Origin of the sequence: Shouchella xiaoxiensis (assembly GCF_016907895.1) — a bacterium.
Taxonomy (GTDB): Bacteria; Bacillota; Bacilli; order Bacillales; family Bacillaceae_D; genus Shouchella; species Shouchella xiaoxiensis.
In genome coordinates this window covers 1-15,045 of sequence record NZ_JAFBCV010000017.1, presented here as the reverse complement: position 1 = coordinate 15,045, position 15,045 = coordinate 1, and the positions used below count along the sequence as shown (strand labels likewise).

Sequence of the window (15,045 nt, the reverse complement as noted above, 5' to 3'; positions counted from 1 at the left end):
AATGAACCAAGGAAGAGATGAGAAGACGCTAACAGGTGTAACGCTGCTCGGTAATCAAGGTACAGCTTATGAAGCAAGCTACAATCCAGAAGTGCTGGAAACATTCGACAACCAACACCCATACCGCGATTATTTTGTGAAATTTAACTGCCCGGAATTTACGACGCTCTGTCCGAAGACGGGTCAACCCGACTTTGCGACCATTTATATTAGCTATATTCCTGATGTAAAAATGGTTGAGAGCAAATCCTTAAAGCTCTACCTATTTTCGTTCCGCAATCATGGTGACTTTCATGAAGACAGTGTTAACACGATTATGAATGATTTAATTAAGCTAATGGAACCACGCTACATTGAAGTATGGGGGAAGTTCACGCCAAGAGGCGGCATTTCGATTGACCCGTATTGCAATTATGGCAAAGAGGGTACGAAATACGAAGAGATGGCGAATTACCGAATGATGAACCATGACATGAACCCGGAGACGATTACGAATCGGTAAGATAAAATGAAATGTCTACTAGACTGTGATGTTAGTAATCACAGTCTTTTTAATTTATATATTCCCTTGTTCTGTTTCGTTTTAACGTTTAATTACATAGTAGTAGCAATTACACACATACTAAATGATGAATGAAAAAGGAGGGCCAAATGATGCCAAACAAAGATGACCGATCCAATAATGCAGAAAGACTAGAAGAGATGATTACAAACACAACGGAAAAAATGAAAGAAGCCGAAAAGCTCGTACAAGAGCATGGCAAGGAAATGACTGAAAACGATTTAGAGCAAATTGCCAAAAAGAACGAAAATCGAGAAGTGAGTATTGAAGCTATGCGCCAAGAGGTAGAGGATGAGCGAACGGAATAGGAATGAATAGATAAAAAGCTACAAAAACCAAGACTTTTAAGTCTTGGTTTTTGTAGCTTTTTTACATAATTTAAGAACTGATATTTGTTTGAAAAAAATATATATTTAAAATTGAAGATAAAACAATTAATGAAGGAGGTAAAATGAAAAACTATCCGCTCTGGTTTTGGATTTCACTTGTCGTGGTAATGATTTGCGAAGTATGCTTTATCTTATTTGGCCCTCATCTATTTGATCGCCCAGTCATTTTCTTGCAATCTGCATTAGTGATGACCTTCGTATTGCACCCACTTTATATGATAGCTGTGTCTGCGCTCCTATGGAGACAAAAGCATGATGCTCGTCTACTTTTAAAAGCCTGTTTACTGATGCTCTTACCGGTTTGGATTGCTTGGTTTTTGTTTCTAGCGGTTAATGAAACAGGGTGAAGAGAATAAAGAGTGGATCAAGGAAATCTTGATCCGCTCTTTTAAATATGTTTTAAAATGAAAAAATTAGGGAAAAAGATGAATACGTTGTCGAATGATAAGAAGCAAGGGTGGAAAGTTATGAAAATAAGCTGCTCAAACAACTATCAAGAATTGCTCAATGAATTTGAAACAACATTAAACAGGAAGTTAACCGATGCTGAAAAAGAAATCATTCAGTTATTAGTTCGTAATCATTAATCCTCGTCTCTCGAGTTCTCCTTTTAATAGATCAATAAAGTCGGCGTTCAGCTGATTTATAATAGCTAAATGGCAAGCTTCCACTAATAGTTCATCGTTTAGTTCATTGATCATAAAATGACTCACTCCATTCCATAATTAACAATAGTACCCTTTTTCTTTCCCTAAAAAAAATTTTTAAAACTTATATTTTTTTAAAACCATCATTTTTTGAAGATTGCATTTATCGATCATGCGGTTTTTTGCTAAGAAAGGTTTACTAATTTTCAAAAAAAGGTATAGAGTCACTAATTATAACTCTGAATATGCAGAGGTGAAGGAGCTAATAGCGTTGACAAGCATCGATTATAAACAAGACAACTCATTTTTCGATGAAATGTTTATGGAGAATGGAGCTCCAAAAGATCATTATGTATCCTTTTATAAAACACTTGAAGCTTTTTCAAAACAGGATTTAAAAGAGAAGCATGATCAAGCGCAGGCATCCTTTTTGCGCCAAGGCATTACATTTACTGTTTACCAAGACTATGCTGGTACAGAACGAACCATGCCGTTTGATTTTATCCCAGTGGTTATGCCAAACGATGAGTGGGAACATATTGAGAAGGGAATGAAGCAACGTGTTAAGGCACTGAACCTTTTTCTTGAAGATGTATTTAGTGAACAGCGAATTATTAAGGACGGCATTATTCCAAGACGCTTAATAGAAGAGAATGAAAATTTTCTAGGTGAACTGAAAGGTGTGTCTGTTCCCTTGAAACAACGAATCTTTCTAGCTGGAATCGATTTAATCCGCGATCAAGAAGGGACGTACCGTGTATTAGAAGATAATTTGCGTAATCCATCAGGTTTGTCCTATGTCTATCAGAATCGATTCGTTATGAGACAAATATTTCCGGAGTTTTTTGAAAATTATCAGTTGTATACATTACAAACACAACTCTCGCAAATGAGAAATGCGCTATTGGATTACGGTCAACAAAACAATTCAAAGGATCCAAATGCAGTCCTCTTAACACCTGGTGTTTACAATTCCGCTTATTATGACCATGTGTTTTTGGCTCAGCAAATGGGGATTGACTTAGTCGAAGGATCTGATCTTGTTGTTGAAAATGGCTTTGTTTATATGAGGACCATTTATGGGTTAAAAAAGGTCGACGTGATTTATCGGCGAATTGATGATGCTTATTTAGATCGGACAGTATTTAAGAAAGAATCGTTACTTGGAGTAGATGGTTTGTTTAAAGCTTATAAAGAGGGTAATGTCGCAATCGTTAATGCTCTCGGAAATGGCGTTGCCGATGATAAAGCGACGTACATCTATGTGCCAGACATGATTCGCTATTATTTAAACGAAGAGCCTCTTATACCAAATGTAAAAACCTATATGCTTGAAAACAAAAAGGAAAGAGAATGGGTATTAGACAATTTGCCTAAACTGGTTATTAAAAACGTGGGTGCTTCTGGCGGCTATGATATGTTGATTGGACCGCATGCGTTTAACGAGGAGATTGAGCGTTTTCGAAAAAAAATCATCGAAAGTCCTAATCAGTATATAGCGCAACCGACCATTCAATTATCAAGAACACCAGTGTTTCAAGACAATGAATTTTACCCATGCCATATTGATTTACGAGTCTTTGTTATAAATGGAAAGTCAACTCATGTGATACCAGGTGGACTATCCCGTGTTGCTTTAAAAAAAGGTTCGTTAGTTGTTAATTCTTCACAGGGTGGTGGAGGAAAAGACACGTGGGTATTAAAAAAATAGGAGGTCATTATGTTAACGAGAACAGCAGATTCCTTATATTGGATGTCAAGAAATATTGAGCGTGCTGAGAAGATCGCCGGTATTTTGTCAACAGAACTAACAAATGTCCTGGAATCCTCTGATAAGGATGATTATATTAGACAAGAACTAGATATGGTTTTGGGGATTGCCGCTTCACATGAAATCACTGATCAGCTCGTTGAAAAGAATGAGCTTTCGATGAAATCAGTAGCAAACCATCTATTGTTTGCAGGTTCAAACGATAGTTCAATTTACAACTGCATTCGAATTGCCCGTGAAAATGCGCGAACGTGCCGTGATCAACTAAGTAATGACTTTTGGGTTATTATTAACGAGTTCCATTTGACGATGATGGCGGCGCGAACCGAGCCATTCTCCGTTACGCAAATTCAACATTTGTTACAACGCGTAAAAATGACGTCCCTATCTGCTCAAGGAATCATAGAGTCTACCGTTACACGGGGGATGGATTACCGGATGATAAAAATTGGTAAATGGGTTGAGCGAGCTGATTTTACCGTTCGAATTTTATTGGCTGTTTGTCAAAAAGCAAAACAGTTTCCTGAGCAAACGGGTTATTACATGTCGCTCGCACTGCAGCTTATAAATGGGTCAAACGCTTATTTGAAGCAAAATCGACCAATGATGCAGCCAAAAGCTGTTATTCCTTTTATATTAAATGAAGCCAATTTTCCTTGTTCAGTAATGTACTGCATAGAAAAAATATCCGCTTCGATTAAACGTATCGATGGGGAGCAGGGAACGAGTTACTCGAATTACTTAAAACAGCAGGTGGAGGATATAGTAAAACGTATGGAAGAACTCGAATTGATTGAGGAAGAGCTTGAACCTTGTATTGAACACTTTCAATTGGAGTACCATAAACTACAGGTAAGTTAATGGCGCTCGTGTAAGTGCTTAGAAAGAAGGCGTATAGGAGTTGAAGTACAAGGTTATTCATTTAAATCAGTTTCAATATGAAACCCCAGCAGACCAGAGTATGAATACGCTGCGCCTAAAACCGTGTCATGACGAAAGTCAACGACTGCTTGATTACCAAGTTGAGATTAGCCCAGCTGCTCGTTTAGAAAACCAACGCGACCTTTGGGGAAATACGATAGAGAATTTTTACATTGCTGATCTACATTCTGCACTGGAAATTAAAGCAACATCAATAGTCCGAATTCAAAAAAGCCCCCTTGTGGAGCAGCTTCACTATTCAGCGCAAATGCAAACCATCTTTATCTCCCCTTCCTTTTATGAGGGATATCTGCCTTACTTGAGTCAAACATCGTTTACGTTTTTAGAACAGGCGCAAATTGACTCAGTGCTTAAGGAAATTGGACCATGTATTGATCCAATTAAATTTGCATTGGCTGCGATGCGTTATTTCTATGCTTCGTTTACGTATAAAGCAGGAATTACTACGGTACAGACAAAAGCTACAGAAGCATTTGCTTTAACTCAAGGAGTGTGCCAAGACAAGGCACATATGATGATTGGACTGCTTCGCTCTCAAGGAATTCCCGCTCGCTACGTAAGTGGCTATCTATTCACTGGAAAAGATGCTTCTTTATTAGGAGATGAGGCAAGCCATGCATGGGTCGAATTCATCGTACCTGGCATTGGCTGGATCGGCTTAGATCCGACCAATCAAGTGGAAGCACTTAACCAACATATTCGCGTAAGTGCAGGACGTGATTATGCGGATGTTAGTCCTGTTGAAGGAGTGTATCGTGGCGGTAAACAAAGTCTTCGCGTTGAGGTCTCGGTTGAATTAATTGACGAAGCTAAAAGCTAGATTTATCTAGCTTTTTTTGTTGCGAATTAGTAGGTATGCTATAATCGTTCTAAAGGATACAATCTCATGCTTAATCATAAGCAAGTGTTAGGGGTGCATAGAAATGGAGCATACATTTTATTTAGATGCCCACTGGGACGGCGGACGAAACAGCACCGGAACGATTGAAGCGGGAAATCTGAAGCAATCGATCTCGATTCCCAAAGAAATGGATGGCCCTGGTGTTGGCACAAACCCAGACGAGATGCTGCTTGGTGCTGCGGCAACTTGTTTTTTAATTACATACGCAGCAATCCTTGAGCGAGCAGCGATTAAGACAGATGCTCTTGCCTTAGCATCTGAAGCTATTGTTGATGTAACGAACAATGTCTTCACTTTTAAACAGATTCATCATAGACCAACTGTGACTGTTTTTGATGCGAGTCAAATCAAGAAAGCAGAACAACTTGCTTTTAAAGCGGAGCAATCATGTATGATTTCCAAAGCGGTTGCGAGAAATGTACAGATTACAGTCGAACCAACTGTTCAGAGCGGAGCTTCAGTTGAATAAAAGAAGATTTACATCCGTTATTGTAGCTGTTTGTCTGCCGCTTTTGATGGTAAGTGCTTGTCAACAAAATGACACAAATGGATCGCATCAAAAAAAGCCAGATGGTTATATTGAGCCTGTTCCAATTAAAATTATCGAGGAAAAACCGGTGCATATTCAGTAACCTAGTCAAAACCGCTTTTTTATACAGAGCGGTTTTTTATAAACTCTACTAAAATACGCTTAAGCTTTAAAATGTCAAGATGGGGACTGGTTAATTTTGATAGAATTTTCCGCTTTTGAGAAAGCGATTAAGCAGGATAAAGTCAACAGCGTACTTATTTACCATCAGCATTCTCTCGTATTTGAATCCTTTCGCAATGCAAAAATGCGGACGAAGCAGCATAAAATTTATTCTATTACAAAAAGCATCCTCTCCATTTTAATCGGGATTGCGGTAAAAGAAGAGTATATTGAACATGTACAAATGCCGATAAACAACTATTTCCCTCAATATAAGAATGATTCACTTACAATTGAACACCTACTTACAATGACCTCAGGATTACACTGGCCGGGAAACAATCGTATGATGACAAGTTCAAACTGGGTCGATTTCATTCTGAATCAAGATCAACACGATCCAGTTGGCACAAAGATGGTTTATAGCTGTGGTTCTTCCCATCTTTTAAGTGCTATGATTGAGAAAGCTACTGGACAACGGACTGCGTTATTCGCAAAGCAGCATCTCTTTGATCCACTTGATATTACACAATTTAAATGGAATTCCGATCCCAAAGGTATTGCAATTGGCGGATTTGGATTAACGATGAAAACAGAAGATTTGTTGAAAATCGGTATATTATATCTACAACAAGGTGCATGTAAGTCGAAGCAAATTGTTTCCGCTAATTGGATACATGAGTCGACGAGGGCAAAGGTTGCCGTAAATGAAGAATGGAGCTACGGGTATCATTGGTGGACGCCAAGAAAAAATCAAGCAAACAAAGAGCTATTCCTTGCTACAGGGCTTGAAGGTCAGTATCTGATCATTTCCCCTAATGATGACTTAGTAGTGGTGATTAATAGTAGCATAAAGGGTGACGCGTCACGTCCTTTTAATTTCTTTATGGACAACCTTCTCCCTCATCTTCAAAATCCTAAGCTATTCTAAGCAAAAGACAGCTGCATTTCTGCAGCTGTCTTTTGCTTATTTTGAAGCCTGTTCGTGAAACGGGAGGTCAATTAATTCAAACTCTTCGATGTAAATGTTGTAATACTTCATTACTTCTTCAACATAGTCGTTGCTTTTATTATAAGAAAACAACGCAGCTTCATAATCGCCTTCACGTGCTCCGTGATCGGAGAGGTAGCGCGCGGCGGAATAGGCAGAATCATAAATATCAAATGGGTCTGCATCCCCAGTATCTCTGGCATCCGTTCCATAACCTTGATGTTCTTCAATTAAGTCGATGTCAGTAATGTCAATTGATTCATCGATATTGCCGATCTCATCCGTCCCTGGATACGTCCAGCCAACCCAGGTGCGTGGCATGAACTGGAAATGGCCTAATGCGCCAACAGGGCTTATGAGTGGGTCCATCGTTGAAAAGATGGTTTCAACCCGGTGTACAGAAGCTAAAAGCTCCCAGGGGATATCGTATTCTTCTGAGGCTTCCTTATAAACAGGGAGGTATGCTTCAGGAATTTGATTTTCTGAAATGATTGTTCGATAAACCGTTTGGCGAAAGCGGTCATTTTGTTCAAATAATAAGATAAGCCCAATTGCACCAATCACAATAAGAATGATTAGGATCGACAGCCATTTGCGCATTTTCATTCTCTCCCTCTTAAAAAATACTTGTCTATCATATCATGTGAAAGGCAAAAGCAACATAGCCCTTCGTTTGATTTTATAAAAAAATGGGAATGAGGTTGTAAGAAAATGAGGTGACGTTGTGAAGACGGAAGTTTTAATAATTGGAGGAGGAGTTGCCGGTTTAACTCTTGCTCTTAAGCTTGTTAAACGAAAGATTGATGTTGTTATTGTCGAAAAAGATCCGACGCTGGGACGGACGTATAAAGGGGAATTAATTCAGCCGAAAACGATACAGCTGCTTGATCGGCTAGGACTGTTACAGCTTTTTCAAGAACAATGGAACACGTTTTCGACCATTCATACGACTGAATTAAGCAAAGAGAATACCCCTATTTTAAATCAGGCGATGTCTTATCAACTACTGCCGGGACCTTATAATTATGCAACGATGCTGCCTCATAGCCAAATTAAGAAATTATTGCTACAAGAACTTTTAACCTATGAGAGTTTTACGAACTTACAGCCAGCTGTTTTTAGTGAGATAAAAAAGGACAATGAGGCGGTGATTCGCATAGGAAAAGAGAAAGTAGAGATTCAAGCACGCTTTATCATTGGTGCAGAAGGAGTTGGATCAAAAGTCCGCAAACATATGGGCGTATCTGTTTCGAAACAAACGTATAACCACGATTTCTTGACCGTCTCATTTCCAGCACCAAAAGAACTAAAAGCTGGAGAAATGGTCGCAACACATGATCGTTTTTTAGGCCTGTTTCCATTGCCTAATCAAGAGGTTCGAACCGTTTATTTAATTCGCAAAGGTGAATTTAAAAAATGGAGGTCAGAGCCACTTCAGCAATTTTATGATCACTACATATCGCTTTATCCACCTCTGGATGGATATGTACAGCACATTCAAGCTTGGAAGGACATTCAGTTGATGGTCCCAATCAGGCAGCATACAGATCGCTATGTAAAAGACTCGTTTGTTTTAATTGGTGATGCTGCCCACAGCGTTCATCCAATGGCGGGGGAAGGAATGAATTTAGCGATTCAAGGGGCAGATGTTTTAGGTGAACTTCTTGGGGATATGTATGAAACGGGCAATCAAGATCAGGTAAAGTGGCTTGAGGAATACGAGAATGTCCGAAAGAAGCGAGTTAAATCAATTATGGATCTCTCCCATATGGGTGGCGTCGTTTATGGAAAATCAGGGGTCGCTTGGCAAAGAAGTAGGGCGCTTGCCTTGAAGCAGCTCATTAATAATAAAGTGTTGCTGACGAAGTACATCTTTAATATCTCAGGACTCGGTCACTGGCCGTTTTCCTTTAAGGATGGTATTCGGTTTGTTCACTCTAGTGATGGTGATTTAAGCGAGCAGCTTTCTCGCTATATGTTTAAAGTCGAGGATGATTATCCTTGGAAGTCGAGAATGAGGTGAACAGCGAGTGATAAAAGAATACTTAAAAGTGTGGAATGCTAGGAAGTGGATGAAACAAACGGAGCCATTCTTACAAACATGGCACGCACATTTAGGATATAGTTTAAATCTATTCCAACATTTTAAAAAGAAGGCAACGGTCGAGCAAGTTGCGAGAAACCATCAGCTGGACGAGGTGTTGCTCAACCGCTGGGTTGAAGTTGGTCTAGCTGTCGGTCATCTTGCTAAAAAAAGAGGCAATAAAATTAAGACCGAACGAAAGATGATCACGTATCTAACAAAGGAAAGTAAGCAATCCGTTGGGATTTTACTTGAAGAGATGTTTGAACTTCATATCCCTACATTAATGAGTTATCGGGACTTAATTCAAAAAGACGATAAAGAAAAAGTACCAGGAATGGCTGACATGGTCGCTGAAACGTCAAGCTTGCTAGAAACGTTAACGCTACCCAAAGTCGCTTCTGTTTTGAAAAAGCACCGGATCACATCTGTTCTTGATGTGGGCTGTGGCTACGGTGGGTACTTGAAAAAGTTGGCTGATAAATTCCCTAAGGTTCAGTTTGATGGAATTGAGGTCGATCAAGAAGTTTGTACACGGGCAGTTGAATCCAATCATTTTCAAAATGTAAAGATTGAGCAAGGTGATTTTTATGAAATTCAGCCACAAAAACCATATCAAGCCGTCATGCTTAATAACATTCTCTATTATTTTTCAGCAACAGAGAGACTAGCGATGATCAAGCGAGCATCAGCAGTTATGAAGAAAAATGGTGTCCTAATTCTAATAAGCCCTCTTGCAAACGGCAAGCATGGCAAACGGTTTGCAAGTGCGTTTAACAGTTTTATGAGTGCTCATGAGGATATGCACCCGCTGCCGTCCAAAAAAGAAATTGTCCGCTTCTGCAAACAGGCTGGGCTTGAACTACAGAGCGAGAAGCCCGTTGTTCGCGAAGGTGGTTGGTATATGCTTACGTTTCAGAAGAAAGGGAAGTAAGAGCTTTTATACTTTTCCTAAATTCGTTTGGAACGATAAAATCATCTTCCTGCCAATTTGCTTTAATCCAAGCTAATAAGTCTGATCCATTAGCAAACGATACGCCGCTAGTATCAAACGTGCGAATGGCGTATCGACCTTGATCAGGATCAAGAACAATATAGCAAGGAATTCTGCTATGGATTGAATCAAGTTCAACTTCCACTAACAACACCTCCATTGGATAGCATAAACAGTCGAACATGCTTTTATTCGACTCGTTTCATTATCTGAAAAGCAAATGGTCAATGTGAAAAGTTGTTTCATGAGTTGAACGAATTAGGAATTGACGTCCTTAACTATATTTAGCTCATCAAACAAGTAGATAGAGATGTTTTTTTGTAAAAAGAAAGCGCTTTTTGGCGAAATTGGTAGAATCCTTGTTAAAAAGGCTAGATTTTCGTGCGCAAACGCGCTAAAATTTAGATGACCAATTTTTCAGGTCTCCGCTCTCTATGATTTTTGCAATGAAGCAAGCGGATCTTTTGAGAAAAGCGCCTGGAAATGGTAGGATAGTTCTGTAAGCGCTTGAAAATAGACGTTCGCAAATAGTGCGAACAATCGTTTTAGGAGGTCTATATCACATGTCCAGCAAGGAACACAGCCCGGAAAAGCCTTGGCAAGGATTTTATGGTCCTAACCTTGGAGTCGTGATTGAGCTGTACGATCAATATGCGGAAGACCCAAACTCCGTTGATGAAGAAACGCGTGCTCACTTTGAGAAATGGGGTCCACCAGCTTTAGAGGAGAACGTCAGCTCATCTAACGCAAGTGAAGCAAGTGCAATCGGGGCGGACATGATAAATGCCGTAGTAGGAGCAGTGAAGCTGGCCGACTTTATTCGTGCCAAAGGTCACTTAGCGTCAAACATTCAACCAATCTGGAAAAGCAGTGAGAATGATGACTTGTTCAGCTATGAGCGTTTTAATGTAACGGAAGAGCAGTTAAGAAAAGTTCCAGTTCATTTCATTTGTGCGGATGCACCGTCCCATGTAAAAGACGGTCTTCAAGCAATTAAACACTTACGTAGTGTCTACACAGACACAATGGCGTTTGAATTCGGCCATGTGCAGGACGAAGACGAGCGTAACTGGCTTAGACAACGAGTTGAGTCTGAGACACACGCCGAGCGTTTAACAGATGAAGAAAAAAAAGCTTTACTTGAGCGCCTCACATCAGTTGAAGGTTTTGAGAAGTTCGTCCACCGCACGTTTGTTGGACAAAAACGTTTCTCAATTGAAGGCGTTGATTCACTTGTACCAATGCTTGATATGGCGATTAATGAAGTGCGCAAAGAAAAAACCGATCATGTCATGATTGGTATGGCGCACCGCGGACGTTTAAATGTTCTTGCACACACGCTTGGAAAACCGTTTAAGGCTATCTTTGCGGAGTTTTTGCAAGCACCAAACAAACTAATCGCTCCGTCTGAAGGACTTGGTGAAACGTATTCTGGTTGGACCGGAGACGTTAAATACCACCTAGGTGCCGATCGCCAAATTTCGGATGATGATCGCTCAGAAACAATCGTTTCCTTGGCGAACAATCCAAGTCACTTAGAGTTTGTCTCACCAATTGTCGAAGGTTATGCCCGAGCTGCCCAAGAAGACCGCAGTCAAAAAGGGGTACCAACACAAGATACAACGCGTGCTTACTCTATTTTAATTCATGGGGATGCCGCATTTCCTGGTCAAGGAATTGTAACGGAAACGTTAAACTTAAGTCGTTTAAATGGCTACCAAGTTGGTGGATCATTGCACTTAATTGCCAACAACAACATTGGCTACACAACTGAAACGTACGATTCCCGATCAACTACATACGCAAGTGACCCTGCAAAAGGATTTGAAGTACCAATTGTACACGTTAATGCTGATGATCCTGAAGCGTGTGTAAAGGCCGTTCAATTTGCGGTTGAATACCGTCGCCAGTTTAAGAAAGATTTCTTAATTGATTTGATTGGTTACAGAAGGTTTGGTCATAACGAAGGAGACGAACCAGCTGTTACACAACCGGACTTGTATACGCAAATTCGTAAACATCCAACGGCTAGAGCAATCTATGCAGAGCAATTAGCAAATGAAAACGTTGTTCGTTCAGATGAAGCGAAGAAGCTTGATGCGGACATGTATGATTACTTATTAGAGGAATACAACAAAGTAAATGCCGATAAGGCGGAACGAAAGTATGAATTAAGCCCACCCGATTTTATCGTTGACGGTCTTCCGAAAGTGAAAACCGGCGTTGAAAAAGAGAAGCTTATTTCCTTTAATGAACAGCTACTTGAGTGGCCAGAATCATTTAAGCCAAACCAAAAGCTGGAAAAGATTCTACAAAGACGCCTCAAAGCGTTTGACGACGAGGGAAGCGTTGATTGGGGACTTGCTGAAGTTCTTGCGTTTGCTTCCATCATTCATGATGGAACGCCAATACGTATAAGTGGTCAAGACACAGAGCGAGGAACCTTTGCTCACCGTCATCTCGTGCTTCATGATCGTGATAACAATGAAACGTATACACCATTGCAATCATTTGAAGACGCAAATGCATCGTTTGCTGTTTATAACAGTCCTTTATCAGAGCAAGCATGTGTTGGTTTTGAGTACGGTTACAACGTATTTTCAAAAGAAACGCTTGTTATGTGGGAAGCCCAATTCGGTGACTTCGTCAACGGAGCACAAGTTATTTTTGACCAATGGGTTGCTGCTGCTCGCGCGAAATGGGGCCAAAAGTCAGGTTTAGTCATCCTATTGCCGCATGGCTATGAAGGCGCTGGACCTGAGCATTCAAGTGGGCGTGTGGAGCGTTTCTTAAGCTCTGCTGCCGAAAATAACTGGACGGTTGCCAACTGTACGTCCGCAGCACAGTATTTTCATATCTTGCGTAGACAAGCGAAGATTTTACAAAAGAATACTGTTCGACCACTAATTATCATGACACCAAAAAGCTTATTGCGTAATCAAGCAATTGCTTCAACAACGGCTGATTTTGCAGAAGGTGAATTTCAGGCGATTTTGGAAGAGCCGTTGCTCGGTCAAGATAAGAAAAAAGTAAAACGAATTTTGCTTGCGAGTGGTAAGCTTGCGGTTGAGCTTCAAGACCATATTAAAAAGAATGATGAGGATTGGAGCTGGCTTCACATTATTCGCGTCGAGGAAATTTATCCGTTCCCACGTCGGGCGATTCGCGAACTGTTAAAAGAATTCCCGAATTTAGAAGAAGTGAAGTGGGTTCAAGAAGAACCAAAAAATATGGGTGCTTGGACATTTGTTGAGCCTCGTATTCTAGAAATTTTACCGAAAGATGTTCCATTAAGTTACATTGGAAGAACTCAACGTTCAAGTCCAGCGGAAGGCGTTTCCAATGCACACAAGCTAGAGCAAAAACGCATCATTAGTGAATCGTTAACCCGTAAAAACTAGAGGAGGCATTGTAACGTGACTGAAATTAAAGTACCGGAACTAGGTGAATCAATTACTGAAGGAACGATCTCTCAGTGGTTAAAAGAAGTAGGCGATTATGTAGAACAGGGAGACTTCATTGCTGAGTTGGAAACAGATAAGGTAAATGCAGAAATTCCTGTTGAAACATCAGGCGTTATTAAAGAATTTAAGCGTGAGCCAGGCGATACAGTTGAGATCGGTGAAGTTATAGCGATCATTGATGAAAGTGGCACAAGCGGTGGGGATACGTCAGCTCCAAAAGAAGAAAAAGGGGAAGAGCCTAAGAAAGAAGAGGCTCCTAAAGAAGAAAAGCAACCTGAGACACAAGTAGCGGAAGAAGAAACGAGCACAAATCGCCCACTTGCTTCTCCAGCAGCGCGTAAGTTAGCGCGTGAAAAAGGCATCTCGCTTGATTCCATTACGCCAACTGATCCAACAGGCAAAATCCGTCGTCAAGATGTGGATGCTCATAGCCAAAAACCGAAACAAGCGGAAGCGCCGAAACAAAGCAAGCCTCAAGCGTCTTCTTCTGATTCTGAAGCTGGTAAGCCAGTTGAGCGCGAGAAAATGTCTCGTCGTCGTCAAACGATTGCTAAGCGTCTTGTTGAAGTTCAACAAACATCTGCCATGCTAACAACATTTAACGAAGTTGATATGACAGCGGTAATGGACTTAAGAAAACGTCGCAAAGACGCGTTCTTAGACAAGAACGGAGTGAAGCTTGGCTTTATGAGCTTTTTCACAAAAGCCGTTGTTGGTGCGTTAAAAGAATTCCCGCTCTTGAACGCGGAAATTCAAGGTGACGAACTATTAATTAAGAAATTCTATGACATTGGTATTGCAGTTTCAACGGATACGGGATTAGTAGTACCAGTGTTACGCGATGCAGACCGATTAGGTTTTGCTGGAATTGAAAAAGGAATTGGCGAGCTCGGTAAAAAAGCCCGTGATAACAAACTTCAGCTTGGCGATATGCAGGGCGGGACGTTTACAATTACAAACGGTGGAGTGTTTGGTTCCCTATGGTCAACACCAATCCTAAATGCGCCTCAAGTCGGTATTTTAGGCATGCACAAGATTCAAATGCGTCCTGTTGCGATTGACAACGAGCGCTTTGAAAACCGTCCAATGATGTACTTGGCTCTTTCTTATGACCACCGCATCGTTGATGGAAAAGAAGCGGTTAGCTTCTTAGTCAAAGTAAAAGATTTGATTGAAGATCCGGAACAACTTTTACTTGAAGGGTAATAGCGAATCATGTAAGGAAGGAGGCTAGCTTGCTAGCCTTTTTTCTTGTACAATGAAAAAGGATTGGAACAAAGGAGTGAAGCAAACATGATTCATCAAACTTGGACAGAAGCGCCAACCATTCGCACGATTAAATGTGTGCATACCGATGCTGCAAAATTCGTCGTTGATCACGTGTTAACGGTTGGAAAAGAATACGAGCTTAAAAACGAAACCGATGAGTTTTATTTCATTATCGACAACTCTGGTAAAATCGGTGGCTTTTATAAAACGTATTTTCAAGGCTAAAAAAGAGAAGGCGCTAAGCGCCTTCTCAGATTGTCGAGAAAGCCTTGGTTCTGTGAACCCAGGCTTTCTCTTATGGTCTTTTGATTGGTCCCAATGACGAAATTTGATGGTGAAAA

At 40.5% G+C, this 15,045-nt stretch carries 17 protein-coding genes; 14 read left to right on the top strand and 3 right to left on the bottom strand.

Annotated features, from left to right (window positions below; all coding sequences use genetic code 11):
- The first annotated feature begins 1 nt into the window (after position 1).
- The 3 genes from queF (at position 2) to JOC54_RS19630 (ending at position 1,298) form a co-directional block, all read left to right on the top strand.
- Positions 2–502: a preQ(1) synthase gene (gene queF, locus JOC54_RS19640; protein ID WP_035420386.1), complete on the top strand. Its 501-nt coding sequence runs from the start codon at positions 2–4 to the stop codon at positions 500–502.
- 149 nt (positions 503–651) lie between these two features.
- Complete coding sequence (locus tag JOC54_RS19635; RefSeq protein ID WP_204468560.1) at positions 652–870, top strand: small acid-soluble spore protein Tlp; 219 nt, start codon at positions 652–654, stop codon at positions 868–870.
- 143 nt (positions 871–1,013) lie between these two features.
- Positions 1,014–1,298: a hypothetical protein gene (locus JOC54_RS19630; RefSeq protein WP_204468558.1), complete on the top strand. Its 285-nt coding sequence runs from the start codon at positions 1,014–1,016 to the stop codon at positions 1,296–1,298.
- A 222-nt stretch (positions 1,299–1,520) separates the two neighbouring features.
- Here the strand turns inward: JOC54_RS19630 and sda are convergent, their stop codons facing one another.
- Entirely contained in the window at positions 1,521–1,652 is a 132-nt protein-coding gene (sda, locus tag JOC54_RS19625; RefSeq protein ID WP_081761256.1) for a sporulation histidine kinase inhibitor Sda, read from the bottom strand.
- 262 nt (positions 1,653–1,914) lie between these two features.
- On the opposite strand from sda, the gene JOC54_RS19620 reads away from it, so the two are divergent.
- The 6 genes from JOC54_RS19620 to JOC54_RS19595 all read left to right on the top strand — a co-directional run bounded on the left by JOC54_RS19620 (position 1,915) and on the right by JOC54_RS19595 (position 6,834).
- Positions 1,915–3,309, top strand: a complete 1,395-nt coding sequence (locus JOC54_RS19620) for a circularly permuted type 2 ATP-grasp protein (protein WP_239586849.1) — start codon at positions 1,915–1,917, stop codon at positions 3,307–3,309.
- Positions 3,310–3,318: 9 nt separating this feature from the next.
- The gene (locus JOC54_RS19615; RefSeq protein ID WP_035420378.1) at positions 3,319–4,230 is read left to right on the top strand and encodes an alpha-E domain-containing protein; all 912 of its coding nucleotides are present in this window, start codon (positions 3,319–3,321) and stop codon (positions 4,228–4,230) included.
- 40 nt (positions 4,231–4,270) lie between these two features.
- A complete protein-coding gene (locus tag JOC54_RS19610; RefSeq protein ID WP_204468554.1) occupies positions 4,271–5,131 on the top strand; it encodes a transglutaminase-like domain-containing protein in 861 nt (286 codons plus the stop codon).
- A gap of 103 nt (positions 5,132–5,234) precedes the next feature.
- Positions 5,235–5,681 (top strand): OsmC family protein, encoded by a 447-nt coding sequence (locus JOC54_RS19605; protein ID WP_204468552.1) that lies wholly within the window; start codon positions 5,235–5,237, stop codon positions 5,679–5,681.
- Positions 5,674–5,844 (top strand): hypothetical protein, encoded by a 171-nt coding sequence (locus JOC54_RS19600; RefSeq protein ID WP_204468550.1) that lies wholly within the window; start codon positions 5,674–5,676, stop codon positions 5,842–5,844. The genes JOC54_RS19605 and JOC54_RS19600 overlap by 8 nt, the downstream gene beginning before the upstream one ends.
- A 96-nt stretch (positions 5,845–5,940) precedes the next feature.
- Complete coding sequence (locus JOC54_RS19595) at positions 5,941–6,834, top strand: serine hydrolase domain-containing protein (protein WP_204468548.1); 894 nt, start codon at positions 5,941–5,943, stop codon at positions 6,832–6,834.
- Positions 6,835–6,870: 36 nt separating this feature from the next.
- On the opposite strand, the gene JOC54_RS19590 is transcribed toward JOC54_RS19595, so the two are convergent.
- A complete protein-coding gene (locus JOC54_RS19590) occupies positions 6,871–7,500 on the bottom strand; it encodes a lytic transglycosylase domain-containing protein (protein WP_367617838.1) in 630 nt (209 codons plus the stop codon).
- 118 nt (positions 7,501–7,618) lie between these two features.
- Here JOC54_RS19590 and JOC54_RS19585 point away from each other — a divergent pair, with 118 nt between their 5' ends.
- Positions 7,619–8,917 (top strand): FAD-dependent oxidoreductase, encoded by a 1,299-nt coding sequence (locus JOC54_RS19585; RefSeq protein WP_204468546.1) that lies wholly within the window; start codon positions 7,619–7,621, stop codon positions 8,915–8,917.
- 7 nt (positions 8,918–8,924) lie between these two features.
- The gene (locus JOC54_RS19580) at positions 8,925–9,911 is read left to right on the top strand and encodes a class I SAM-dependent methyltransferase (RefSeq protein WP_367617837.1); all 987 of its coding nucleotides are present in this window, start codon (positions 8,925–8,927) and stop codon (positions 9,909–9,911) included.
- On the opposite strand, the gene JOC54_RS19575 is transcribed toward JOC54_RS19580, so the two are convergent.
- Positions 9,886–10,116, bottom strand: a complete 231-nt coding sequence (locus JOC54_RS19575; RefSeq protein WP_204468544.1) for a hypothetical protein — start codon at positions 10,114–10,116, stop codon at positions 9,886–9,888. The two genes, JOC54_RS19580 and JOC54_RS19575, sit on opposite strands and share 26 nt — an antisense overlap.
- A gap of 418 nt (positions 10,117–10,534) precedes the next feature.
- Between JOC54_RS19575 and JOC54_RS19570 the strand changes: the two genes are divergently transcribed.
- The 3 genes from JOC54_RS19570 to JOC54_RS19560 all read left to right on the top strand — a co-directional run bounded on the left by JOC54_RS19570 (position 10,535) and on the right by JOC54_RS19560 (position 14,929).
- Positions 10,535–13,372 carry a 2-oxoglutarate dehydrogenase E1 component gene (locus tag JOC54_RS19570; RefSeq protein ID WP_204468542.1) on the top strand — a complete coding sequence of 946 codons (2,838 nt, stop codon included), beginning with the start codon at positions 10,535–10,537 and terminating at the stop codon, positions 13,370–13,372.
- A 15-nt stretch (positions 13,373–13,387) separates the two neighbouring features.
- A complete protein-coding gene (gene odhB, locus JOC54_RS19565) occupies positions 13,388–14,641 on the top strand; it encodes a 2-oxoglutarate dehydrogenase complex dihydrolipoyllysine-residue succinyltransferase (RefSeq protein ID WP_204468539.1) in 1,254 nt (417 codons plus the stop codon).
- 87 nt (positions 14,642–14,728) lie between these two features.
- Positions 14,729–14,929, top strand: coding sequence for a DUF6501 family protein (locus tag JOC54_RS19560; RefSeq protein ID WP_054793088.1), 201 nt, complete (start codon positions 14,729–14,731; stop codon positions 14,927–14,929).
- The last annotated feature ends 116 nt before the right edge of the window (positions 14,930–15,045 follow it).